We start from the raw sequence: 26,002 nt of genomic DNA on the forward strand, positions 1-26,002 counted from the left end.
TATAAATTCCATTAAAGATATTAAATTAAAGAATTTTAATAAAACTGTTAAAGGGACATTATCTTCTCCTGATACAGAAAGGTATTGACAATGCTTTATTTATGACCTTGTATCTCAAAAGAAAAAAAATGTCAGTATAGAAGCATTATTAAAAGGTGCGAAGTTTGCCTTCACTAATCCCATGAATAGTTATAATCTTGTTAAACTTTCACGCTCCTCTGATATATATCTTGATTCAAAGTTTCAAAAATCTGTTCTTAAAAAATCCAAAATATAGGATTTTCTAAAAAAGCATGCCGATGATTTACCAAAAATAGGACAAGTCTTAGCAAAAGCAGGTTTTAGAGAACTTCAAGCAGGTAGTTTTCTAGATCACCAGGGGCTACAACATTAAAAGAATGTTTTAAAAATGATGCTGTACTTTAAAAGCCTTCAAGAAATTGCACTTGAGATAAAGCAAGAAGTATCGGGCTATATTCTAAAACATTAGACATGTTATCCACGGATAAAAATTGCTTTAAATTTTTTAATGAAAAAGGTAACGATATTGCGAATTATACAACTGAAATACTTCCAAGCGACTATATAAAAGCTTTTGATTATATATTACAAAAACCTCAAAGTTAATGTACATATGCAAAAGTTATAAAAATATTTAATGAACATCCTGAGTTTAAACAAGAGCTGGCTGAAAATATAAACAATCCTAATGCTCTAAACAGGTTTAATAAATTATCTTCTGAAAAATAAATAATTATAGAAGGTTTCTTAATAGAAACTAAAGAATAAACTAAACCTTTCTTAAAAGAATATTTTGAAGCTATAAAGTTGATCCGAGTATTATAAGATTCCTACTTTATTAAATAAAATGCCTTAAACAACAGAGATTTTTGATACTCTGAATGCAAACCAAGGAGTAATGGTGACTTCTTGAGAAATCTTTAGAAATGGTAGCGGGTGACAATAAATTAAAAAGTTTTTTACTGATAATAAAACAGTCTTACCAGATATTGCCTCAGCTATTATTGAAAATACTCCGAATATACAAAGCATGCTGAAAGAATATAATATGTAATGCCTATATTACTTGATAATCCTGAATCATTGGTATAAATAAACTCGATACTAACACCTATGCTCAACCAACCGGATACACTGATTCAAATCTGAGAAAATATTGAAAATAAAAAATATATTAATGTTGCTACTAGTATAGGTAGTTTAGTTTGGAAAGAAGGGCAAGCACTGAATATTATTAAACAAATACTAAATGTTGTATTAAAGCGGGAGTTGGTTATTTTAATCAAAAATCTGATAAGAAACCAGAATTAGAAAATAAAGTTCCGGCTGATATATTATAAAGCAGCACAAAGTATCGTCTCAAATTTAAATAGTAAGATTAATATTGTAGAACCTAAGACAAATACACTTTCCATTACTCCTATTTCCAATAATAAAAAGAAAGAAGAAATACGTAGATAAGCTATATAGTTTTAAAAGGTTTTTTTTAAAGTTTGAGTAAATTCTTCTTGGTTAGCATATTCCAATGTGATTTTATCTTGTATCTGATTTTTAAACCAAGTAACTTGTCTTTTAGCATACTGACGGGTTCGTATTTGAGCTACATTTAAAGCCTCATCTAAAGTGAGATTGCTGTTTAAATAAGCTAAAATTTCTTTTATCCCTACAGCTTTCAAATTCGTATAATCTTTAGGAAAAAATTGCTTTTTTATTAAAGCTATTTCGTCAATTGCCCCTTCTTTAAATATCTTATCTAAACGCTCATCACATGTTTTATATAAAAATTTTCGCTCAGGATTTAAGAAAATAATTTTGAAATTAAAATCAGATAAGACTTGTTCTTTTGGCAAAGTTTGAAAAGAAAAAAGAGATTTACCGGTTTGCATAAATACTTCATAAGCTCTAATTAAACGCTGAGTATCATTTTGGTTTATTCTAGAAGCAGCAAGCGGGTCAAGCTTCTCTAATTTATCCCATAATTCTATATTGCCTATTTTAACATGTAAGTTTCTTACCTGTTCTCGTAAATCTTCTGATATATCAGGAATATTATTATAGCCAAAAACTAAAGAATTGATATATAAACCCGTTCCACCTATTAATATAGGTAGCTTACCCCTGTCGGTTATTTCTTTTATTTTTTCTGTCGCAAGTTTTAGATATTTTATTACCGAGAAATCTTCTGTCATTGATAAGAAGTTATATAAGTGATACAAGATTTCAGTTTTGTAGCTTTTCGGAGGGGAGGCGGTAATAATAGGAATTTCCTTATAAACCTGCATTGAGTCGATATTAATGATTTCACCATTATAAACTTTAGCCAGTTCATGCCCTAAATAAGACTTCCCGCTAGCAGTCGGCCCGCATAATATAATTATATTCTTCTGCTTTGAAGAATTGTTTCTACAAAACTTCGGATCACCTATTAAATTCCCATTCTCAAAATCACTTGAGTGTATTTCTTTCTTTATCACTTGTGTAACTAATAAATACGAACTTGTATCGTTATTGCGAGCCAGCATTTATGCTGGCATGGCAATCTCAGGAGTTTTTTATATTATCTTATGAGATTGCCATGTCGTTGCTAACGCAACTCCTTGCAATAACAGCAAAACTTATCCATGTAACAACGCCTCGCAGAAATGATCTCATGCCCTTAAACGGTCTCATCAGTATTAATAGTATTTCCTAAAGTCTCAGTATTAGCATTACCATCTGCTGGTCCACTAAATAAGCCTGCATCACTGTAGTCAACTGCTAGCCTATTTAAACTGTTAGATGCAACTACGTCACTATGATGAGTGATTGGATTTTTAACATATTATTTTTCTTTATATTAATTTAATGTAAGAAAAATATATAAAACAATATTTTAGAAAGCAATAATGTTTTAATAATTAATTAATAACCCATATTTTTCAAGATATTTATTAATTATAGTGATTATTTCCTCTAAACCATTCTTACTATCTGATTCAGCCCTTGCAACTATAATAGATTCGGTATTAGAGCTACGCAAGAGCCACCAACCATGAGCAGTATTTACCCGTACACCGTCTATATCATTAAACTCTATTTTCTCTTCTAATGATTTTTCTTTAATCTCTTTAATAATTTGTAATTTTAACTCTGAAGGAACAAAAATTTTAATTTCTGGTGTACTATAGCTTTTCGGTACATCCTCTATTATCTCATCTAGAGTTTTACTTGATCTACTAAGTAAATCTAAAAATCTAAGAGCTGCATAAATTGCATCGTCAAAACCAAAATATTTATCGGCAAAGAATATATGCCCGCTCATTTCGCCAGCGAGTAAAGCCTTTGTCTCAAGCATTTTGCTTTTAATAAAAGGATGACCTGTTCGCCATATTATAGGATGTCCTCCATATGATTTTATTTTAGCGACTATAAATTGGCTGACTTTTACATCAACTATTATAGTTGCGTTTGGATTTTCCTTTAAAATATCCTCAGCAAAAATGCATAAAATTTGATCACCGAATAATATTTTACCGTTTGAGCTTATAATGCCGATTCTATCACCGTCACCATCAAAAGCTATACCAAGGTCATAATTTTGTTCTTTAACCACTTTTATTAGCTCCTGCAAATTAGCAGGATTTGTAGGATCAGGATGATGGTTTGGAAAATTCCCGTCAATCTTACTATGTATGATTATATTCGTGTTTAAGAGATGCTTTTTAAGTTCTTCAACAATATCGCCGGTTGCTCCATTGCCGCAATCCCAAGCTACTTTTAATTTTGGATTAATGTTTATTCCATCTAAAATACGTTTTAGGTATTTAGATTGTATATTATGGATTCCTGTTTTCGCAGAAATGACATAAGGGGATGCTGGTGTAATATTGGAGTAGTGATCCAAAATCTTAGTCAATAACTCCTGTATCTGATCACCGAAAAAAGGTTTACCGTTTTGTAGTATTTTAAAGCCATTATCATCACGAGGATTGTGTGACCCCGTGACCATAATACTACCGGCGGGTGTAAAGTGTTTATCGGCAAAATATAAAACTGGCGTTGGAACTACGCCAATATTTATGATTTCAGCCCCTGCATTAGTTAATCCTAGTTCTAAAGCTTTACAAAGGGTAGGGGAGCTAAGCCGACCGTCTAAACCAACACAGATTTTATCGTTATCTTCCGTTATAGTCATCTTGGCAAAACCAAAACCGATTTTATAAGCTACTTCTTCCGTTAAATCTTTAAGGCTATTGCCTCTTATATCATAAGCCCTAAAAATTTCTTTGTTAATTTGCATAGAAAACTGTTTTGAATATTATTACATGGCTCTTATGTCATTCCTACAAAAGAGCCTTGTTTCATGGATTGTTTTATGTCATTCCCGCTTACCGCGGGAATGACATAAAACAATCCATGAAACAATACCTGCAAGTTGCTCGCAATGACGAATTTGCACAGTCTAGAAACTAAAGCTCTCACCTAAATACACTTCCTTAACTTTCTTACTATTTGCTATTTCCTTAGCACTTCCTTCTAATAATACTTTACCTTCAAAAATAACATAAGCACGGTCGACTATATCTAAAGTATCACGTACGTTATGGTCGGTAATTAATATACCTATATTAAATTCACGTAAATAAGTAATTAGATTTTTGATATCGGAAATAGCAAGCGGATCAATACCGGCAAGCGGTTCATCAAGCATGATAAATTTAGGCTCTATTGCAAGTGCACGTGCAATCTCAAGCCTACGCCTTTCACCACCTGATAAGCTAGCAGCGGATAAATCTTTTAAATGAACTATCGAAAACTTCTCTAACAAATTATGGGTTTTTTGCTCAATTACTTCTTTATCATTGTCAGATATCTCAACTACAGCCTTAATATTATCTTCAACCGACAATCCCCGAAATATCGAAGGTTCTTGAAGAAGATAGCCAAGTCCAAGCCTTGCTCGTAAATAAATAGGCAAGTTGGTAATATTTATATCATTTAAAAGTAATTGCCCTGAATCCAGTTTCATTAAACCAATAATAATGTTAAAACAAGTTGTTTTACCGGCTCCATTCGGACCGAATAAACCAACTATCTCTCCTTGTTTTATATTCAGAGATATATCAGTTAATATATTCCTCTTTTTGTAGGATTTTGATATATTTTTAACGTATAAGCTGTCCATCTTTTTTATTTGTTAAGATTTTGTTGCGTGGATTAATTTTCAATGTCATTGTGAGAAAATTACGTAAGTAATTGACGAAGCAATCCAGTTAAAAATACTAATCTTTAGCATTTTTTTAATTATTTTCTGGATTGTCATACTTCTTGCAATGAAGTACCACCGGCAAATAGCTCTATTTCTTAATAATATCTACATAGTAGATTAGTTTATTAGTTTTTAAAACATTATCGTCATGCTGTAATATTACATTACCAAATAGAATAAGTTGTTTATTATCGCAAAAATATTTAGCACTATCTGCAAGTAATAATTCATTATTTATTTTTCTTTCTGCAGTCAATTTAGTAGGGACAACTATATGATCAATAGTTTGCTTTTCATCTATTGTTTTATAAAAAATATATAATTCTTTCGTTCTAAGTATCGCATTATCGAAGTAAACAATAACATTTCCAAGGTATGCTGCTTTTTGCTTGGTTCTATCAATAATTAAACTATCAGATGTGATATGTAAATTTGAAATATTCTCATCATTAGCATATATTATGGTACTAATTATAAGAAGTAAAACAAGTTTAATAATAGACATCTTAGTACCATAATATATGCTAATGATGAGAATATTTCAAATTTACATTTTCCAAACTTCGCTTCTAGAGGTAATTTAGGCGTCGAATCGGTCCTCGTATCCTCACGTACTTCTTTGCACGCTGCGGTGCTGCGTTCCATGTCTCTTTTAAATTCCTCTCTATAAGCTGGCTTGGAAAGATGTCTAATCCGATAAATCAATGATTGTAGAGACATTGCCTTTAAAAATTATAATATTATTTTCATCTTTTGTATTAAAACTATCCGCAGTAATTGAAGAGTTTTTGTAAAGTAACTTAGCAGGGGAATGACTGATTATATTCTTATTTACTAAATCAATCCTTGCATCGTTAGTGTTAAATATGATCTCATCAAAAAAAAGTTTTACATCGTTTTTTAAATCTAATATGTTTGATTCTTCATCTAAAAAGCCTTCTTTCGCATTGATAATAAGAGTTTGGTCTTGATTTACGTTATAAATAGCATTTATTACATCTAGTTTGTATTTGTTATTCGACTCTTTTATAGCTCGTTCAGTTTTAATCTTATACGCATTTAAATTTTTATTTACTCCTGCAAACATTGCATCTTTCAATATAATATTATACTTTAAATCAAAATTTTTATTATCTTTTAAACTATTTTCTGTAACGTTAATATCGTTTTCTTCATTAATATAACCGCTTTTAATTAAAATATATCCTATGTACAAAATTCCAACTGTTATTAAAAGATATATAGATTTCCAAATTTTTTTTCGCCGTTTATAAGCAAAGGGCATAGATTTTAGCTAACCCCTATGTGTAGTAAATCATGAATATGAATAATGCCTATAATAATATTATCATCAACAATCGGTATATTAGTGATATTCTTGGCTTTCATTAAATTTAAAGCCTCTTTTGCAAATATTTCCGATGAGATATGAATAGGGTTTTTGGTCATAATGCTTGATGCCGTTTTTAAGTGGATTTGATCGTTAATATGACGACGTAAATCCCCATCAGTTATAATTCCCACCAAATGTTGACTTTTATCTATTACAAGCGTACAACCTAAACATTTTTTATTCATAATAATTATAGTGTCAGCAAAGGAAGTATCTTCATGTACTAAAGGTATTTCATCACCGCTACGCATGAGGTTTTTAATTTTTGTTAAATTAGCACCGATTATACCTCCCGGATGATAAATTTTAAAATCATCTTTAGTAAAGCCTCGTTTTTCATGTATAACAGTCATTAAAGCATCACCGAGTGATAGCATGATTAAAGATGATACAGTAGGAACTCCAATTACAGAAGCTTCCGGGTATTCAGGTACTATTAATAAAAAATCGCTTCTTTTAGCTAAAGTAGAATTTTTATTCATTGTCATTGCAGCAATTTTTATACAAGAGTTCTTGCAATATTCAATTATATTAAATAGTTCTTTAGTTTCGCCGGAATTAGATAGCATAATTACTAGATCATTTCTCATCACCATACCTAAATCGCCGTGACTTGCTTCTGCCGGATGTAAATAAAAAGCAGGCATACCGGTTGAAGAAAAGCTAGCAGCTATTTTTCTTGCAATATAACCGCTTTTGCCTATGCCGGTTAGGATTATCCGTCCTTTAAAAGATAGTAAAAATTCTATAATTCTGTTAAAGTCTTCAGGGATATTTTCGGATAATTTTTCTAAAGCACCTGCTTCACTAGAAATAACCCTCTTTGCGATGATTCGGTAATTATTTGTGTTGGTCATTTATTTACTCATTGTCATACCGTGGCTTGTCCACGGTATCCAGCAAATTATTAGTATTATGAGCTATTTTTGTGGATACCCGAACCGTCATTGCGAGCAGCCGTAGGCTGCGTGGCAATCTCATGAAATAATAACAAGCTCCTGAGATTGCCTCATCGAATTACTTCGTAATTTTCCTCGCAATAACGATTAAGCTTCATATCAATTAAAATACTTACGTTCTGTAATTACTTCAGCAGTTTCAGCATTATTATCTTCATTCCAAGCTCGTTTTTTACTAAAATCACATCGCTGCTCAGGTTCTGAATTACCCTTAGCATTATTAACATTAGTTTTTGGCTTGGTATTATTTGAAGATTTATCTTTATCGACATTTTTAATAGTTAATTTTGCTTTGCCTTTATTATCAAAGCCTATTAGCTTAACTTTTACTATATCGCCTTGTTTTAAAATACCGCTAACCGTTTCTATTCTTTCTTCTGAAATTTCACTAATATGAACAAAGCCGTCTTTATTACCTAAATAATTGATAAAAGCACCGGAATCTAAGACTTTCATTACCGTACCGTTAAATATTTCACCGATTTCAGGTTCAACGGCAATAGCTTTAATTTTATCTAAGGCAACTTTTAGCTTATCTCTATCTGAAGCATAAATAGACACCGTACCGTCATCACTTATATCTATTTTAGCACCACTAGTTTCGCAAATTTCCTTTATTACTTTACCGCCCGGTCCTATAATATCTCTAATTTTATCCTTATCTATTTTTATAGTAGTAGTAGAAGGAGCATTTTTACTTAGTTCATTATTTGGTTTACTGATAACTTTATTCATTTGCTCCAGTATATGCAAACGACCGAGTCGTGCTTGCTCTAAAGCTACTTGCATTATTTTAAAATCTACTCCGGATATTTTGATATCCATTTGTAATGCAGTAATCCCTTCGCTGGTTCCTGCAACCTTAAAGTCCATATCACCGAAATAATCTTCATCGCCGAGAATATCGGATAATACAGCAAATTTTTTGCCTTCCTTAACAAGTCCCATAGCAATACCCGCAACCGGTGCTTTTATCGGTACACCGGCATACATTAAAGCAAGAGAACTACCGCAAACAGTTGCCATTGAAGAAGAACCGTTAGATTCCGTAGTTTCGGCAACTACTCTAATAGAATAAGGAAATTGTACTTTATTAGGTAATATTGGATTAATAGCACGCCATGCGAGTTTACCGTGTCCGACTTCACGACGACTAGGTGCTTTCATCGGCATTGCTTCATTTACAGAGTAGGGTGGAAAGATATAATTGAGCATAAAACGCTCTTTATACTCACCCTCTAAACTGTCAACTATCTGCTCATCTAAACTAGTACCGAATGTAGTACTAACTAAGCTTTGCGTTTCACCTCTAGTAAATAAAGCTGAACCATGTGCGGAAGGTAGTAAACCTATTTCACAAGCAATTTGTCTTATATCCGTGGTACTTCTTCCATCGATACGTCTATTTTTTTCTAAAATCTCGTTACGTAATATATCTGATTCAATAGCTTTTAAAGCTGATTCAATTTGATAATTACTATATTTTTTATTTTCTATGTCGCTTACAAAATGTGTAAGAACTTTTTCAGTTATTAAATCTAAATTAGTGTTACGTTCTTGTTTAGATTTAATTGCAAAAGCTTGTTCAATTTCTTTTACAAATAACTTCTCAATTTCTTTCTTTAATGAAGCAGGATATAAATCTTGCATTTCAAGTTTTGGTTTTTTAGCTTCTTCTGCTAGTTCTTTGATTATCTTGATTACCGGCTGAAAGCTTTTAAATCCAAATTTTACGGCTTCTAACATTTGTTCTTCAGAGAGTAAATGAGCTTCCGATTCAACCATCATTACTGAATCTGATGTTCCTGCAACTACTAAATCAAGCTGACTTGTTTTTAATAATTCAAGTGTCGGGTTTAAAACAAATTCACCATTAATTAAACCTACTTTACTTGCCGCAACTATTTTTAGATAAGGAGCAGGGGATAGGCTAAGTGCAGCCGATGCACCGATAATTGCAAGTATATCTACCGGAGTTTCAGGATCATATGAAAGAACACTGCAAGTTACATGCGTTTCATTCACAAAAGCCGGATGAAATAATGGTCTAATCGGTCTATCTATTAAACGAGATACTAAAACTTCTCTATCTGATGGTTTCCTCTCATGTTTAAAAAATCCCCCTGGTATCTTACCGGCAGCATATGCCATTTCTCTATAATTAATTGTTAAAGGGAAAAAACCTATGCCCTCTTTTGCTTTGTTAGCTACTACTGCCATACATAATAAAACGGAATTACCCATTTTGACCGTAACTGCCCCGTTAACTTGCCTTGCTATTTTACCTGTACTAAGCTCAAGAACTTTCCCGTTCCATGTAACACTCTTAGTTATTTCGTTAAACATCTATTTATCTCATTTCATAATTTATATTTTAGTGTATTCTACCACGTCATTGCGAGGAAAATTACGAAGTAATTCGACGAAGCAATCTCAGGATATTTGATGAGATTGCCATGCAGCCTACGGCTGGCTGCTCGCAATGGCGATTATCCAATTACTTAATCTTTCTAATTCCTAGCTTACTTATTAAATCTAAATATTTGCTAACATTATTCTTTTTAATGTAGTTAAGTAATCTACGGCGACGCCCGACTAAAATTAATAATCCGCGTCTTGAAGTATGATCTTTATGGTTAGATTTAAAATGCTCAGTTAAATTATTGATTCTTTCAGTTAAGATAGCACATTGCACTGCACTTGAACCGGTATCATTTTCCGTTATAGCATATTCTTTAATTAATTGTTGTTTACGTTCTGTAGTAATCGACATCGATAATTTCTCCTTAAATATATAGACTTCCAGTTTTAAAAGGAGTCTTGTGTTAAATTAAATACCCGTAAAGAATTAAAGCAACTCTTGTTTAAGCTACCTATTGCAAGCAAAGTGCCTTTATAGCGAACCCATAAAAGATCAACAGACATCTTGCCAAACTCTACTTCTAGAGGTAATTTGGCAAGATGTCTAAAATCTTTTTCATAATTAAATAAACATTTCTGTCCATATCTAATTTGCTGTGCTTGGCTGTCAGTTACATCAAGAACCAGGATGTCGTCCAGTATTGCTTCTATCTTTATACTTTTTTCCTCTAGGGAATTTTGGGTAATTTCGTCAGGCGATTTAATTCGGATAGCATTTTCTTCTTTAAATATTCCAACCTGAGTACGGCGTAATTCTATCACAAATCCTAAACTTTGCAAGGACAATGCCAAATCTTCTGCTAAAGTCCTTATATAAGTACCTTTTGAGCATTCCGTATAGTATGTAGCGGTAGCATTTTTCTCATCAAAATTTAAACATTTTAGATCATAAATAGTTATGTTGCGTGGCTTTAATTCTACTTTTGCCCCCTCTCTAGCCAATTTATAAGCTCTTACACCGTTAACTTTAAGAGCTGAAAAAGCCGGCGGTATTTGTATTACGTTACCGATAAATTTAGAACATACGGCATAAGCTTCTTCTTGAGAAGGGATACAATCTTTCGTTGCTATTACTTTACCGGTATAATCGCCGCTATTGGTTTGCGTTCCGAATTTTACGGTAAAAATATAGGTTTTTCTAGCATCAATTAGCAGATGTATCAGCTTTGTAGCTTCACCTACAGCAAGCGGTAATATTCCTTCTGCTTCTACGTCTAAAGTACCAGCATGTCCTATCTTGGTTTTACCGAGTATTTTTTTTACTATGCTAACAAGTTGAGCAGAACTTATACCTTTTGGTTTATAAAAATTTAACCAATAATTACTCATTTTAATTTGATTTAACTTGACTTAAATTTAGAAAATCTTTAATATATAGCTCTAGCCAATAGCAAGATAGGTTAGACCAAATAATGACGATTAACCCCAGTAATATAGAAAATTCTTCCTCTAAAATCAATAGCTGTTTTTCCAAACTTACCGATTATATCTGGCCTATAAAACGCCATGAAGTTTCTAAATTTTTATTCATCACTTTATTAATGTTCTGCATTTTATTTATCCAAAATCTAATCAGAGCTTTAAAAGATAGTATTGTTACTACTATGATCGGTGCCGAGATTATCTCATTTTTGAAGTTTTGGGGAGTGATGCCGTCAGCTTTTTTAATAACTGCTATATATGTAAAGCTTATTAATAAGATGAAAGCAGAAAATATATTTTATCTTATGATATCAATATTTTTAACATTCTTTGCTCTTTTTGCTTACGTTATTTTTCCAAATCATGAAATGCTGCATTTAAGCCCTGTAACCGTTCAAAATTTAATGGCAAGTTTACCTAATTTAAAATGGTTTATATTGCTTTTATCAAAATGGAGTTTTTCGTTATTTTATATAATAGCCGAATTATGGCCAAACGTAGTTTTCGCATTACTTTTTTGGCAGTTTGTTAATAATATTACTACAGTAGAAGAATCTAAAAGATTTTATCCATTATTCGGTTTACTTAGTCAAACAGGTATTTATTTAGCAGGGCAGTTTTTAGAAAATCTAAGTAATATTAATGATTACGTAACTAATAAATTTGCATTGCAATCGTCTTTTCATACACTTTCTATACAAATTATACTAACTATAGTATTAATTTTAGGAATAATAGCTATTAAAACTTTTTGGTTGCTTAATCATAAAGTACTAGACAAAGAGCATATGGCGTTACTCAGGTTTAAAGCAAGGAAAAAATCTATGACTATTGCCGAAAGTTTTCAGATGCTTCTATCGTCAAGACATATTAGATTAATTGCAACTTTGCTTATCTGCTATGGCATTGCCATTAATTTAGTGGAAGGTCCTTGGAAAGCAGCAGCTACTAAAATTTATAAAACTCCAACCGAATATGCAGCTTTTATAGGAAGTTATTTGAGCTATACCGGAGTATTTACTATTTTATTTGTCGTACTTGGTTCAAATATAGTTAGAAGACTTGGCTGGTTTACGGCAGCTGCTATCACCCCTTTAATAGTTTTTATTACCGGTATATTATTTTTTGCCGTTAATAATTTTGAAAGATTTGCCGGCTTAATAATAGCAAATTTTATTCTAACCGATCCTGCTTTTATTGCTATAACAATAGGTGCTATTCAAAATGTACTTAGTAAATCAAGCAAATATACCTTATTTGATTCAACAAAAGAAATGGCCTATGTTCCTTTAGAGCCAGAAATAAAAATAAAAGGTAAAGCTGCTGCCGACGTGATAGGTACAAAACTCGGTAAATCTGGTAGTGCATTTTTACAATCATTGGTATTTATAATATTACCTTCTGCTAATTATCAATCTATTTCCATCTGTTTAATGATTATATTTATAATTACTTGCTTAACCTGGCTTTGGGCAATTAAAGCACTCAATAAAGAATATAAAAATTCTATTAAATTTTCTCAATAATATCTCTATACACTATCTTTGACAGTATAACACAAACCGTGAAAAAGGACATGTTATGTCATTCCTGCGTAAGCGGAAATCCAGAAAAAAGCGAAATAAATCGAACTTTTAATTTAAAAATCCAGTGTGCTTAGACTTTTTAGTGACTGGATGCCTACCTATACAGGAATGACATAGAGGATAAAGATCAACTCCAGGCATTGAAGCATCTATTACACGATCAAAAGCAATCAAGGTAAAATATCTTGATTATAACGGTAATAAGCAAGAACTAGCAGCAGAAGGTTTTTTAGCAACTGTAATTCAGCATGAAATAGATTATTTAAACGGCAAAACTTATTTTTCGGAAGAAAAACAAACTTTTATTGAGGGTTCTTTATCGTTATAACAATATCGGCTTGACTACGCATCACTTATAGTTTATACTAATTTTTTGGTTAAATGAGAGGTTTTATGAGTCAAGACGGTAACCTAGATACAAGTGAATTTGATCCTTTAGCAAATAAGGAATATACAGAAGAACAAGAGCAAAAAGAATTTTTATCTCAAACTACAACCCCCTCACTAGAAGCTGACGATAGTTTTATCGTTACTTTTGCATCTTCTGCTCAATCTACCCATTCAATTAGTGCTTTATCGGGCAATATCTCTCCTGACAGTCAGACATCAGACCCAATAACCAAGGCTGTAAGAGCAACAATTATACAACCGCAAAAAGATAATTTAATAGAACAAATATTAAAAGACCTGGCAGCCCTTACAGACCGTGATTTAGCTGAACAAAAAAGAAAAGAAATAGAAGAAGAAAAAGAAAAAGATAAAACATTAAGTACTTTTTTCGGTAATCCGACTAATAGAGAATTTATTGATAAAGCTTTAGAAAATCCTGAGCTTAAAAAGAAATTAGAATCAATAGAAATAGCCGGCTATAAAAATGTTCATAATACATTTAGTGCCGCTAGTGGATACCCTGGTGGATTTAAACCGGTACAGTGGGAAAGTCAAGTAAGTGCAAGCGATCTTAGAGCAACAGTAGTTAAAAACGATGCAGGTGATGAACTCTGTACCTTAAATGAAACAACTGTTAAAACCAAGCCTTTTACTGTAGCTAAACAAGACGGTACTCAGGTTCAGATCAGCTCATATAGGGGAATAGATTTTCCTATAAAACTTGATAAAGCCAATGGGTCAATGCATTTATCGATGGTAGCATTAAAAGCTAATGGCACAAAGCCCTCCAAAGATAAAGCCGTATATTTCACTGCCCACTACGAAGAAGGGCCAAACGGTAAACCTCAACTTAAAGAAATAAGCTCACCAAAACCTTTAAAATTTGCTGGAACTGGAGATGACGCAATAGCTTATATAGAGCATGGTGGAGAAATTTATACACTTGCGGTAACACGCGGTAAATATAAAGAAATGATGAAAGAGGTAGAACTAAACCAAGGGCAGAGTGTTGATTTATCACAAGCTGAAGATATTATAATAGAACAAGGACAAAGTAAGGAACAACCGCTAATAACTCCACAGCAAACAGCAAGTTCATCGGTTGAACCACCTCAGTATAAACAACAAGTACCGCCAATTACTCCTACTAACCAACCATTGCAACCTGAGACTTCACAAATGCCACAGTCGCAACAAGTGAATCCAAACATTCTTAATGCCGCTATGGCTTTATCAGGCAACATGCAGGATTTATTAACAAAAGAAATTGATTTAATTAAAGAAGCAGCCACGGCAATTCTTAATAATGAGAAAAGTGATATTGCTGAAAAGCAGGCTAATATCATTGCTTTAGCTGAAAATATGGTCAATAATAAAAATCTCACACCGGATGCAAAAGTAGCTGGAATCAATGCAGTATTAGAAACCATAAAAAATGATCAGAATACCCCAGACCTAGAAAAATCAAAAATGCTTGAAGCTACAGTAGCTATCGCTTTAAATTCAGAGAATCTTGAGTCGAAGCAAAAACAGCAGATGTTAGAAAAGGCAGTAGGTATCGGTTTAAGTCTTAAAGATGATACAAGTAGAGCTACAGCAATTGACGGTATTATGGATGCTGTAATAAAAAGTAACCTTCCTACTGAAGATAAAGGGACAATGCTTATAGCAGTAGGTGATGAAGTTAATGTCTCTGCATTAAGCAATGCGGGAAAACAAAAATTATTAGGTTCTGTATTAAAGAAAGGTGTAGAAGCCCAAGTTCTCAGTCCGGCACAACAACAATTGATGCAGCAGAATTTAGCTAAGATTATAGCGGAACAAACTAAAAAAGATACAATAAAAAAGGTAAATGATATTTTGTTTGATCCTCTAAGTAATACTGCATTAAAAACAACAAACGTACAAGCCATTATATCTAATGTTTTAGATGGTCCGGCTACAGCAAAAGTTAAAGGCGAAATAATTCAAGAAATTACTAACACAGTTGCAGGGAGCTCACTTGAAGCTCAAGACAAAGCAGCGATTGTTAAAGGGGCAGGCGAAACTATAGCTACTCATAGTGATGCCTCTTTATCCTTACCTAATAAAGCACTTATTATGGCATCAGCGGAAAAAGGTATTGCAGAAAGTAAGACCAATTTACCTGATAGAGAGCTAATGACTAAAGAGTTAGTAGACGGTATTTATGAAGGCAAAGGAGGTCCTGAAATAACTAAGGCAGTTTCTAGCGGAATCGATAATAGTAATATTAATGACTCCGAGAAAGAGGCACTTAAAAAAGCTAAAGATGCAGCGAATGAGGTAGCTTTAGATAGAGAAATTCAAAATTTAACTGAAGGGTTAAAAGGACAAAATATAGAAGAAAATCAGCCTCGCGATGATATATATAACAAAGCTCAGGAAGTAATTAACGCTGTTAATCCTGTTATAGAAGCATTAGAAAAATCTAAAGGACCGGTAGTGTCGGCAGAAGAAAGAATTGTACAAGAAACTTCTAGTATATTAAATAATATCTCTAAGCTTGCAGTTGAGAAAGTCAATAATTTTCGTGCTATGCTTTCTCCAAATGGTCACCTTAAAACTCTTGAAGAAAAAAAAGAAGAATCAATAAAAAAAGTAGATGAGCTGGTAAAGGTATTTGGTACTAAATCTTCTATTGAAGAACAGCAAAGTTTCATTAAAGCTAATTTAATTGATGATAAAACTTTATCTAAAGAGGTACGTTTACAAGTTATAGATAAGTTATTACAAGAACAAAAACGAGCAGAAGCAATTAAAAACCCTAGTGTTAAAACAGAAGATGTAAGGGTAGTATCAGGCAAATCTAAATTAAAACCTATAAGTAAAGATAGGCCGGATATTGAAAAAGCTAAAATGGTAGTAGGAAGAGATAGAGTTAATATCAAAGAGAATGTAAAAATTATGAGCGCATTAATGAATGCAAGGGATAGCATTCAGTCAGAAAATTTAAATAAATCAATACCTATTAAAAGAGAGTCTTCCTCTCCACAACGCTGATCAAGATTTGTATTCTGTATATTATTAAGGCAAGCAATGTCATTCCGGCTTCTGCGGGAATGACATAAATGATACTACAACATAATCAGGGTGGCAGCTTGCCTTTATGCATTAGTTTTTAGTTTTTTCCCAGCTAAACATTTTACTAAATTATTAACGGCTTGTTGTTCTTCCGTGCTGTTAATTTTCATAAAATTTCTTGAAACTTCAATGCACATACGTTGATGTTGAGTATGTACAGGCTTCGGTTTATTAGCTTCTTCTAAACCTTCAAAGAAATAATCAATATTCCTATCTAAAGCTTCTGCGATTAGTACTAGCCTTCCTACAGAAATTCTATTAATTGCTTTTTCATATTTTTGTAATTGTTGATGCGTAACATCAATTACTTCAGCCAGTTGTTGACGAGACAACCCCTTAGCGAGTCTTAAAGAATAAATTTTCTCACCAATAAAACTATCGATTTTTTGTATAATATCGTTTTTTCTACCCATTATCCTCTCCTTAGTTACTAATTATATCTATATTTAAAAATTTTCTTTGAACAAAATATGGTTATTAATAATTTAATACTATTAAACTTATCCAAGTGTAAGTAGAAATAATACCATAAATTAATATTATAAGCAATTATAAAATAACATTTTTTGTAATCATTTGGTAAATAATTATCAAAGAATAAAATTATTTCTTATCAAATAAAAATATCATAAGAACTTTAAAATTATTTCTAAAATATGAATATGTTTTAAAAACTTATTTACTAAAAATTACAATTTATAAAAAAAATAAAATTTTGGTGTGTTATAGAAAAATATAAAATTAATGCAAGAAAAAATTTCATTTCTATATTAATATTTCAAATCAAGGATAAAGTATAATTTCATTTTAATTATAAATTAATTATTTACAGCGAACTTATTTAAGATTAAATATAAAATTAATAATAACCACTTAGCTTTTATCATGAGAAAAATTTTTAATTGTCTTTACGTAGCCTTATTTAGAACAATAGAAGATGATGGCATTGAACATTCGGGATATATGTCATTCATGATACTTTTATCCATTTTCCCTTTTCTAGTATTCTTATTAGCTTTAACAAGCTTTTTAGGAGCTTCAGAACTTGGTCAAAATTTTATACAAATTTTTCTAGAGAGTCTTCCGGAACAAGCAACGGAATCAATAGAAAAAAGAATACGAGAATTACTAAGTACTCCTCCTCAAAGTTTAATGAATCTTGCCATAGTAGGCAGTATTTGGACTGCTTCTTCTTTTGTAGAATGTTTAAGGACTATTTTAAATCGTGTATATCAAATAAAATCTCCACCCCCTTATATAAGAAGAAGATTACTTAGTATTATACAGTTTCTTATAATTAGTGTCTTGATTACCTTTACTATGTTTCTTTTAGTGGTGATTCCAATATTATTTACAAAAATTCCGATAATATTAGAGACCATTGAAAAATATAAGATCATTTTAAATTTTGTAAGATATTCTTTAATTTTAATTTTATTATTTTTAGGTGCCTCGTCTTTGTATTATATATTACCTAATGTAAAACTAAATTTTATTGATGTATTTCCAGGGGCTTTATTAACTGTGATATTATGGATAATAAGCGGCTATTTGCTTTCAAGTTATATAGTCTACTATAATCAATTAAATCTAATGTATGGTTCCCTTGGTAGTATAATAGTTACATTAATATTCTTCTATATTATAAATATGATATTTATCTATGGTGCGGAGTTTAATTATCTAATGAAAAATTATGAAAATATAGAGTGAAGTGCAGCTTAAAGCACTTCATTAGTATTTAGTTTTACAAAAATAAAATAATTAATTGAAATAATTTCAGCAGTTTTATATTTAATATTTTATATCAATCTTTATTTTAGTTGTAAAAAAACAATTATTGTTTAGCTTTTAAGTTTTGTAAACAAAATACAAATTATTTAAAAAAATCCGGTTTAAATAACATAAAGCTCTCCTGAGATGATGTCGGTAATGGAGTTAAATTATATTGTGGATCGAAAGCATTCCCGTAAATTTTTTCTATTGTTTGGAGAGCACTTGGAGATTTTAAAGCCAATAATATTGACTTTAAAATCGTAAAAATTGCTATATATGGATCAGTTTCGGGGGAAGATAAGCGATGTTCTAAACGTTTGGGAAAAGCATTTGGAGTTCGTACGGCTACGCTTCTATTATTTCCACCGTACGATATATGCGTAGGAGCCATAAATTTTTTATTGATCCGTGAATAATCTAGAGTAGTAGGCATAAAAGCGAGTAGAGTGTCTAACATATAGTGACATAGCCCTTGTGCTGCTAAAATTATATAATGATCATTGAACTCGGAATTAAAATTAATATGAAAATGCATACTATTACCATAATCATCCAAAAATGGCTTAGGCGAAAAATCTATATAACCGTTTAACTGCTGTGCCATTTTTTTTAAAATAGTTTTAACTTCTAATATATTTTTTATATATTGTATTAAGTTTACAGAAGGGGGAAGATCTATTTCAAATTGGTTATTGCCTTTTTCTTTTTTTATTTTAGCAATTTTAAATCTAGCTAAGTATTTTCTTGAAAGTATTTCAAATTTAGCTATATCAATATTGTGACTTAAATAAAACTCTATTTCTATGCCGATAATAGGGATTAGGTTATAGTCTTGATGAAATTGTGCTATTATTCTTTCTAGCTGTTTATTTTTTTGTAAACGACCGGATAAAGTATTAATAAAACTATTATAATCAATATTAGGTATTTTCATGGAAGGATTAATAAACGGATCAGTTTATTATAAAATTTTTGATAAAACATTCAATAATTCTAGTCATAGATATATAAAAAAAAATAACTCTATAAATGAAACAGAAATAGTTGAAAACAAAAAATCTATTACTACTTATTTTAAAGCACAAGATATTTTAATTTTAAACCAAGTACATGGCAATCAAATTGTTAATGCTGATGAGTCTATAATTGCCGTACCTGAAGCAGATGGCAGCATTACAACTAAGAAAAATTTAGTATTAGCGGTACAATCGGCAGATTGTGTACCGGTATTACTTACAAGCGGCGACGGTAAAATAATCGGAGCAGCACATGCAGGTTGGAAAGGAAGTATAAATAATATTATTAGTAATATAGTTACTAAAATAACAGAAAAAGGAGCAAAGAATTTAATAGCAGTGATAGGTCCTGCTATAGCTCAAAGTTCATATGAAGTTGATGATGAATATTATAAAGCTTTCTTAAGTAAGGATATTAACAATAAACAGTTTTTTATAAACTCTATAAAAGAAAATCATTATATGTTTGATTTACCGGCTTTTGTACAGTTAAAACTTAAAGAAGCAGGCGTCAAAGATATAAAAAATATTGCTGAAGATACTTACACAAATCCGTTAAAATATCCAAGTAAAAGACGTTCATATCATTTGCAAGAACCTTATAATCAGAATATATTATCAGCTATTGTAATGAAATAATGGCATTGCTAAATAAATATTAATGGTTTGAAAAAGCTACGCCATTGCAAGGAGGCGTTGTTGCATGGACACTGAGTCATCATTGTGAGCAGCCATAGGCTGCATGGCAATGTGCAGAGCATGCAAAACGTCTTACTGCAAATCAACGTCACCAAGCAATTTACATTTTAAAGGATCTTTACATCAAAATTGATTAAATAACATTGGAACATATATGGTTTAAGACAATGGATTTAGCTGTACAATATGGATTAACACTTTATGATGCTAGTTATTTAGAGCTAGCATCACGCTGTGGGTTACCAATAGCAACACTTGATAAATCCTTAAAACAAGCAAGTAAAGTCGCTGGAGTCGTAGTATTGTGATCACATCTTCACAAGTCGTAGCCAAGCTGCCCAGTCACGTTTGCCTAAATCTTCTTCAAACGATAATAAGCTTTTTACCGTCTGCTTACATATTGCTACGGAAGGGGTTGTAAGCTCTTGTTCTTTTGTAGAATTTAGTAGGCATTGTGTTTTACAAGATTACGAAGTAACATCACATAATTCTGTTTAAGGTCAGTAATAAGTCTATTACTCTGTTTGTCAACATCTAGTACTAGAGAATTATAATTATGATATTCTGTCGTAAAAATGTAATGCCCATTGACTGATCGGTAAAAGTCCGCATTTTAAAGCAGAAACGGCAATAGCTGCAGGAGCACGATAATAAAAAATGGTAGAAATATCAAGGCGTGTTTTATAAACACTACCATGCATAAAGTAACCGGTTTTATTATATTGATATTCTTCCACTTCTAAAATTTGTCCGTCTAAACTAACTTTTAAAAGATTCTCTGTAGTTACTTCTTCAAATCTTAGTCCAAAAGGATAAAATATAGTAAAACGCGGCATTTTAGGTCTTGCGGATAGATGCGTATATAAGTATGATCATCCAGCGATAAATACACCATTATTCGGTAAGCGGCAACTAAATTATATTTTATATCCATAATTGTTAAAATCTATATTGGTTTTATGTTATTCATCGCGTGATGTTGTTGCGTGAATCAGCTTTCCCGTCTAAGCTACGGAAATTGCATAACAATTGACAAAGCAATCTCAGAAGTCTGTTATTATTTTATGAGATTGCCACGCAAGTACTACAACTGCTCGCAATGATAGGGTAATATCTACACAGCAAAGCCACACAGGAATGACATAGGAGCTGTGCAACAAATCCTCAACGCTATTTAAAAGGAGCGTATACCGCTTCTTCTTTTGTTTCTATAATCGCTTCTTTAGGGGCTTTTATGCATTCTTGTAAGGATTTCTTACTTAAATACGGTACTAGATTGTAATTTAATATATAACATTGTAAATTATCTTTCTTACCGCTAAAGTTAAATTCAATTTTATTGCCTTGCTCCAATAGCTTTTTAACTTCTGTTGTTTGCTGGATAAAATTCTTTTGTTCTAAGTTTAAGTGTTTGATTCTTAGTATATTTTTTACTACGGAAAACGTAGAAACAGCAAGAAGCAGAAGGAATATAAATAACTCTTTATTACTTTGCTTGTGTAAGAAAATACTATTTTTAACATATGAAGCTGCAATCATTCCGATAGCTATAACATAACATCCAAGATATCTAAGTAACGATGCCCCTCTAATTGCTTCTTCATAACTAAAGGTAAAGAAATATAAATATAACCGCCACAAAACAAAAATTAGAAAACACGCAAACGTACTTATCAGGAAAAATTTATACTCTTTCAACAAATCCAGTTTATATTTACGAATTCCGTACCATGCAGCTATACAAATAGTATATACAACTAAACTTCCTTCTTTTAATAAGAATAATAAGAGAAATTTACCGTAATTTAGTAATAATGATCTATGCTGTTCATTAAAATTTTCAGCAATATATACTAAATTGCTAAAACTATGTTCGCATCTGTCAAAAAAATCATGGGTATTTTTAAAATAACTCATCCAAATAAAATTACACAAAATAGGTAAAGTAAGTAAAATCAGATACGTAATATAATCACTTGATTTTTTAGGCTTTTTATAAAAAATTGTATAATGAGTTATAAGAATTATCGAAGCAAAACTAGCAAGCCATATTCCAATTTCTCGGAAAAAGGCAAGTAATATCGTAATAGGTAAAATAAGCAATAATGCTTTTTTCTTGTCTTCCGCCGCAAGGATATAAATTGCAAAAATAGCTCCGAACATTAAGCCAATAGTACTATCGTTATATATTGAACGAATTCCGGTCGTATATAATACTACGCCGCAAAGTAAAAGTGAAAACAACATTCCGGTTTGCCACAATTTCTTATTTGCGGCCAAAGGAGCTAGAAATGCTAAATGTAATAAGAAATGAGCAAATAATACGTTACCGTCCGAATAACCTGAAAGTAGCAGCATAAAATAATGATAAACGGCCGCTCCTCTTGGATAATGGGCATGAGTAGTAATAATAGAAGTTAACGAAGACTGATTTTCAAAAACACCGAAATATAACAATTCTTTAGTAAATATTCCCCAATGTGAAAAATCATCATAAGCATGCAGCGATGCATCTCTGGTATAAAAAAAAAACAAAAGAATCAATAAAGTAAATACAATGATTTCAATTATATTTTTTCTAGATTCCTGCTTCCACAGAAATGACATGAAGGAGGTATTATTGCGTAGATCAAGAAATGCATGCAATGTCATACCGTGGCTTGACCACGGTATCCTAAAATATAACTTTAAAATACTAAACATTTTTAACTGGATCCCACGATCAAGTCGCGGAATAACAGGAGCGGAGCCACCCCCTACAACAACGCCTATGAAATGCAAGAATGACATGAAAGCTAAAAATATACCGATGAAATAACATATATATGTTGCAGCCGGTAATAACTTTAACATAGCAAAACAATATAAAATCGGTACTAATATGCTGATTGTTACAGGAATAGCGAAAGTCAATTTTGTTTTGAAATATTTGGCCAAAAAAGATGAAAACCCAAAAATGCTTAATATCGGTATTATGATCATATTAATTTGTAAATAATTTTTTGATCATTGTGTGGACCGGTAAAACCCACTATGTCACTCCGTGGCTTGACCATGGGGTGACAGAGGTAAAATTGATTCACGCAACAAGGCCACGTAGGAATGACATAGAACGAAAATGTCCGGTATTATAGGTCTCAATACCCGCTCGCAACAACGCCTTTATCACCCATGTTTAATTTTAGCTTGTGCTGCGGCGATTCTTGCTATAGGGATACGGTATGGAGAACAAGAAACATAGTTTAAATTCATTCTATGAAAAAATGCTATAGAGGCAGGGTTCCCTGCATGTTCTCCACAAACTCCGAGTTTTAAATTAGCATTACTGCTTTTTCCACGTTTTATAGCAATTTCAATTAATTCTCCTACTCCTTCTTCATCGAGAGTAGTAAATGGATCGGATTCAAAAATCTTTTCTTCTAAATAATATGGAAGAAAAGAGGCAATATCATCTCTAGAAATTCCATATGTAGTCTGAGTTAAATCATTAGTACCAAAACTAAAATAGTCAACTTCCTTAGCTATTTTCTTACTGCTGAGTGCTGCCCTGGGTAGTTCTATCATAGTACCAAGCGTAAAGGAAAACTTATATCTATAACGTTGCTCTAATTCCTCTATTACTGCATAAATATCCATTTTAAGCTTTTTTATTTCACCTACATTGCTAATTAAAGGAATCATTAATTCTAAGTTACATTCTATATGTTCTTTTTTATGTAGCTCAAAAATAGCTGTAAAAATTGCTTCAATTTGCATTTGGTAAATTTCCGGCGAACATATACCAAGTCTACATCCACGGTGACCAAGCATAGGATTTACTTCATGCAGAGCATGAAGACGTTGATTAATCACGGATAAAGGTAGATTTAAGCTATTGGCCAAATTCTTTTTATCTTCTTCAGTGGCAGGTAAAAACTCATGTAACGGCGGATCAAGTAATCTAATATTCACCGGTTTATCTTTCATTACTCTGAATAAAGCTTTAAAATCCTCAGTTTGCAGAGGTAATAATTTCTGCACAGCAAGCTTTCTCCGTTCTATATTAGGAGCAATAATCATTTCTCTTACTAAAGGAATTTTATTTTTATCAAAAAACATATGTTCGCTACGACACAAACCTATACCTTGAGCTCCAAACTTTATAGATACTAAAGCATCGTTAACTGTTTCAGCATTTGCACGAACTTTTAAGCTACTAATCTCATCCGCCCAATCTAAAATTAATTTTGATTCCTCACTGAAAGTAGGTTGAATTAAAGGCATTTCACCTAAGAAGATTTTACCGCTACCTCCATCAATCGTTATAATATCACCTTGTTTAATAACTATGTCGCCTGCTGTTAATATTTGCTTTTTCTCATCTATAGATAAATTACTTGTACCGCAAACACAAGGCTTCCCCATACCTCTGGCCACAACTGCGGCATGTGAAGTCATTCCCCCTCTAATAGTTAAAATACCTGAAGAAACATGCATTCCGTTAATATCCTCAGGACTAGTATCATGGCGTACTAAAATTACTTTATGATGATGAGATAATTTTTCGGCATCATAAGGTGAGAATACTGCCATACCTGTTGCAGCCCCAGGAGAAGCAGGTAGCCCCTCAGCAATAGAAGTAAGCCCCTTACTGTAATCAATTCTTGTATGCAATAATTGATTTAATGATTCCGGATCGATTCGCATTAAGGCTTGTTCTTTAGAAATAAGCTTTTCTTCTACCATTTGTACGGCAATATTAATAGCAGCGATGGCTGTTCTTTTTGCAGTACGTGTTTGCAAAATATATAGCTTATTATTTTCTATAGTGAATTCTATATCCTGCATATCTAAGTAATGTTCTTCAAGCTTTTGCGCAATTTGTGATAACTCCTTAAACACTTCCGGCATCATTGCTTGCATAGAATTTGAATCATTTGCAATAATAGGTATAGGTGTTCTAGTTCCCGATACTATGTCTTCACCTTGAGCATTTATTAAAAACTCTCCAAAGAGCTTTTTTTCTCCTGTAGAAGGTGATCTAGTAAAAGCAACTCCCGTAGCTGAAGTTTTACCTAAATTACCGAAAACCATTGCTTGGATATTAATAGCCGTACCGGAATCCTCCGAAATATTATTGATTTTTCTATATATAACCGCTCTATTACTCATCCAAGAATGTAGCACCGCTGTAATTGCCGATTCTAACTGTTCATAAGGATCATTAATTAGTTGCTTAGTATACTTAACATGCAACCGTTTGAAATCATCAATAATTTTTTCTAACAATTCTACGGTAATATCACTATCTTTATGAATATCGGCTTGTATCTTGTGCTTTTCGTAAATTTGTTCAAATAGATCACTAGGTATAGATAATACCGTTGAACCGTACATTTCTAAAAATCTTTTGTAACTATCAAGAGCAAATCGTTTATCACCGCAGGAATCCGCAAGAGCATTACACACTTCGTTATTCATTCCAAGATTAAGGATAGTATCCATCATTCCAGGCATTGAAATCGTAGAGCCCGAACGCACCGATAATAACAAAGGATTACTTGTACTGCCGAAAATTTTACCGGTAGTTATTTCAAGTTCGGTGATAGCTTTTTTTAAGTCGCTTTGAAAGTTTTTAGGAAAGTTATTATTGTGGGTATAAAAGTAATTACATAGCTCTGTAGTTATTGTAAAACCATCAGGAATAGGTAGCTTTAGGTTGGACATTTCAGCAAGACCAGCACCTTTGTTACCAAGTATATTTTTCATGCTAGCGTTTCCATCACTACCATTACTGCCAAAATAATAAATTAATTTATTCATATCATATATCAAAATTTGCTAACAATTTATGTGTTTAGGAGTATTAAATACATGTTTATACATTATGAAAAAAATAGTAGCAACGTTAAATTTAAATTTGTTATTATTATTAATTTAATTATATTCTGTGTACAAAAGTCAAATTTTTAAAAAAAATCTTATTAATT

General features: G+C 31.9%; 18 protein-coding genes and 6 pseudogenes. 9 read left to right on the forward strand and 15 right to left on the reverse strand.

The features are described 5' to 3' along the window. Nucleotides 1-10 precede the first annotated feature (10 nt). A pseudogene (locus QUD19_RS05465) lies at nucleotides 11-1,069 on the forward strand (pentapeptide repeat-containing protein); the annotation flags it as partial. A gap of 50 nt (nucleotides 1,070-1,119) precedes the next feature. Continuing rightward, nucleotides 1,120-1,482, forward strand: a pseudogene (locus QUD19_RS05470) (hypothetical protein); the annotation flags it as partial. A gap of 11 nt (nucleotides 1,483-1,493) precedes the next feature. Here QUD19_RS05470 and miaA read toward each other — a convergent pair. The 10 genes and pseudogenes from miaA to truB all read right to left on the reverse strand — a co-directional run bounded on the left by miaA (nucleotide 1,494) and on the right by truB (nucleotide 11,371). Then, a complete protein-coding gene (miaA, locus tag QUD19_RS05475; protein WP_498807846.1) occupies nucleotides 1,494-2,543 on the reverse strand; it encodes a tRNA (adenosine(37)-N6)-dimethylallyltransferase MiaA in 1,050 nt (349 codons plus the stop codon). A gap of 368 nt (nucleotides 2,544-2,911) precedes the next feature. Continuing rightward, the gene (locus QUD19_RS05480; protein ID WP_498807848.1) at nucleotides 2,912-4,300 is read right to left on the reverse strand and encodes a phosphomannomutase/phosphoglucomutase; all 1,389 of its coding nucleotides are present in this window, start codon (nucleotides 4,298-4,300) and stop codon (nucleotides 2,912-2,914) included. Between the two features lie 162 nt (nucleotides 4,301-4,462). Further along, nucleotides 4,463-5,185 (reverse strand): LPS export ABC transporter ATP-binding protein, encoded by a 723-nt coding sequence (lptB, locus tag QUD19_RS05485; protein WP_498807850.1) that lies wholly within the window; start codon nucleotides 5,183-5,185, stop codon nucleotides 4,463-4,465. 172 nt (nucleotides 5,186-5,357) lie between these two features. Further along, complete coding sequence (locus tag QUD19_RS05490) at nucleotides 5,358-5,774, reverse strand: LptA/OstA family protein (RefSeq protein WP_498807852.1); 417 nt, start codon at nucleotides 5,772-5,774, stop codon at nucleotides 5,358-5,360. Nucleotides 5,775-5,809: 35 nt separating this feature from the next. Further along, nucleotides 5,810-5,962: pseudogene (locus QUD19_RS05495) on the reverse strand (palindromic element RPE1 domain-containing protein); the annotation flags it as partial. Continuing rightward, nucleotides 5,958-6,554 carry an LPS export ABC transporter periplasmic protein LptC gene (gene lptC / locus QUD19_RS05500; RefSeq protein WP_498807854.1) on the reverse strand — a complete coding sequence of 199 codons (597 nt, stop codon included), beginning with the start codon at nucleotides 6,552-6,554 and terminating at the stop codon, nucleotides 5,958-5,960. The gene lptC and the pseudogene QUD19_RS05495, both read right to left, overlap by 5 nt. 5 nt (nucleotides 6,555-6,559) lie before the next feature. Continuing rightward, nucleotides 6,560-7,519 (reverse strand): KpsF/GutQ family sugar-phosphate isomerase, encoded by a 960-nt coding sequence (locus QUD19_RS05505; protein ID WP_498807855.1) that lies wholly within the window; start codon nucleotides 7,517-7,519, stop codon nucleotides 6,560-6,562. A 201-nt stretch (nucleotides 7,520-7,720) separates the two neighbouring features. Further along, a complete protein-coding gene (gene pnp, locus QUD19_RS05510) occupies nucleotides 7,721-9,967 on the reverse strand; it encodes a polyribonucleotide nucleotidyltransferase (protein WP_498807857.1) in 2,247 nt (748 codons plus the stop codon). A gap of 151 nt (nucleotides 9,968-10,118) precedes the next feature. Continuing rightward, nucleotides 10,119-10,394: a 30S ribosomal protein S15 gene (gene rpsO / locus QUD19_RS05515; protein ID WP_004995678.1), complete on the reverse strand. Its 276-nt coding sequence runs from the start codon at nucleotides 10,392-10,394 to the stop codon at nucleotides 10,119-10,121. Nucleotides 10,395-10,429: 35 nt separating this feature from the next. Then, nucleotides 10,430-11,371, reverse strand: coding sequence for a tRNA pseudouridine(55) synthase TruB (truB, locus tag QUD19_RS05520; protein WP_498807861.1), 942 nt, complete (start codon nucleotides 11,369-11,371; stop codon nucleotides 10,430-10,432). A gap of 83 nt (nucleotides 11,372-11,454) precedes the next feature. On the opposite strand from truB, the gene tlc4 reads away from it, so the two are divergent. The 3 genes and pseudogenes from tlc4 to QUD19_RS05535 all read left to right on the forward strand — a co-directional run bounded on the left by tlc4 (nucleotide 11,455) and on the right by QUD19_RS05535 (nucleotide 16,461). After that, nucleotides 11,455-12,990, forward strand: a complete 1,536-nt coding sequence (gene tlc4 / locus QUD19_RS05525; RefSeq protein WP_498807862.1) for an NTP/NDP exchange transporter Tlc4 — start codon at nucleotides 11,455-11,457, stop codon at nucleotides 12,988-12,990. Nucleotides 12,991-13,177: 187 nt separating this feature from the next. Next, nucleotides 13,178-13,330: pseudogene (locus tag QUD19_RS05530) on the forward strand (peptide deformylase); the annotation flags it as partial. A gap of 113 nt (nucleotides 13,331-13,443) precedes the next feature. Next, nucleotides 13,444-16,461: a Sca4 family spreading effector gene (locus QUD19_RS05535; protein WP_498807863.1), complete on the forward strand. Its 3,018-nt coding sequence runs from the start codon at nucleotides 13,444-13,446 to the stop codon at nucleotides 16,459-16,461. Nucleotides 16,462-16,565: 104 nt separating this feature from the next. Here the strand turns inward: QUD19_RS05535 and QUD19_RS05540 are convergent, their stop codons facing one another. Then, nucleotides 16,566-16,955, reverse strand: coding sequence for a helix-turn-helix domain-containing protein (locus tag QUD19_RS05540; RefSeq protein ID WP_498807865.1), 390 nt, complete (start codon nucleotides 16,953-16,955; stop codon nucleotides 16,566-16,568). A gap of 472 nt (nucleotides 16,956-17,427) precedes the next feature. Between QUD19_RS05540 and QUD19_RS05545 the strand changes: the two genes are divergently transcribed. Then, complete coding sequence (locus tag QUD19_RS05545; protein ID WP_498807867.1) at nucleotides 17,428-18,255, forward strand: YihY/virulence factor BrkB family protein; 828 nt, start codon at nucleotides 17,428-17,430, stop codon at nucleotides 18,253-18,255. 163 nt (nucleotides 18,256-18,418) lie between these two features. On the opposite strand, the gene QUD19_RS05550 is transcribed toward QUD19_RS05545, so the two are convergent. After that, entirely contained in the window at nucleotides 18,419-19,252 is an 834-nt protein-coding gene (locus QUD19_RS05550) for a type I glutamate--ammonia ligase (RefSeq protein WP_498807869.1), read from the reverse strand. Between QUD19_RS05550 and pgeF the strand changes: the two genes are divergently transcribed. Next, nucleotides 19,251-19,973 (forward strand): peptidoglycan editing factor PgeF, encoded by a 723-nt coding sequence (pgeF, locus tag QUD19_RS05555; RefSeq protein ID WP_498807871.1) that lies wholly within the window; start codon nucleotides 19,251-19,253, stop codon nucleotides 19,971-19,973. The genes QUD19_RS05550 and pgeF overlap by 2 nt on opposite strands. 110 nt (nucleotides 19,974-20,083) lie before the next feature. Then, a pseudogene (locus QUD19_RS05560) lies at nucleotides 20,084-20,341 on the forward strand (type II toxin-antitoxin system VapC family toxin); the annotation flags it as partial. On the opposite strand, the pseudogene QUD19_RS05565 reads toward QUD19_RS05560, so the two are convergent. Together QUD19_RS05565 and QUD19_RS05570 are read right to left on the reverse strand one after the other, a co-directional pair. Further along, a pseudogene (locus QUD19_RS05565) lies at nucleotides 20,342-20,967 on the reverse strand (class II aldolase/adducin family protein). A 236-nt stretch (nucleotides 20,968-21,203) separates the two neighbouring features. After that, complete coding sequence (locus tag QUD19_RS05570; RefSeq protein WP_498807873.1) at nucleotides 21,204-22,886, reverse strand: hypothetical protein; 1,683 nt, start codon at nucleotides 22,884-22,886, stop codon at nucleotides 21,204-21,206. A gap of 28 nt (nucleotides 22,887-22,914) precedes the next feature. On the opposite strand from QUD19_RS05570, the gene QUD19_RS05575 reads away from it, so the two are divergent. Then, complete coding sequence (locus QUD19_RS05575) at nucleotides 22,915-23,031, forward strand: hypothetical protein (protein ID WP_014408648.1); 117 nt, start codon at nucleotides 22,915-22,917, stop codon at nucleotides 23,029-23,031. A 167-nt stretch (nucleotides 23,032-23,198) separates the two neighbouring features. Here the strand turns inward: QUD19_RS05575 and ppdK are convergent, their stop codons facing one another. Then, the gene (gene ppdK / locus QUD19_RS05580; protein WP_498807875.1) at nucleotides 23,199-25,835 is read right to left on the reverse strand and encodes a pyruvate, phosphate dikinase; all 2,637 of its coding nucleotides are present in this window, start codon (nucleotides 25,833-25,835) and stop codon (nucleotides 23,199-23,201) included. Nucleotides 25,836-26,002: the final 167 nt, after the last annotated feature.

Origin of the sequence: Candidatus Rickettsia kotlanii (assembly GCA_030295365.1) — a bacterium.
Lineage (GTDB): Bacteria > Pseudomonadota > Alphaproteobacteria > Rickettsiales > Rickettsiaceae > Rickettsia > Rickettsia kotlanii.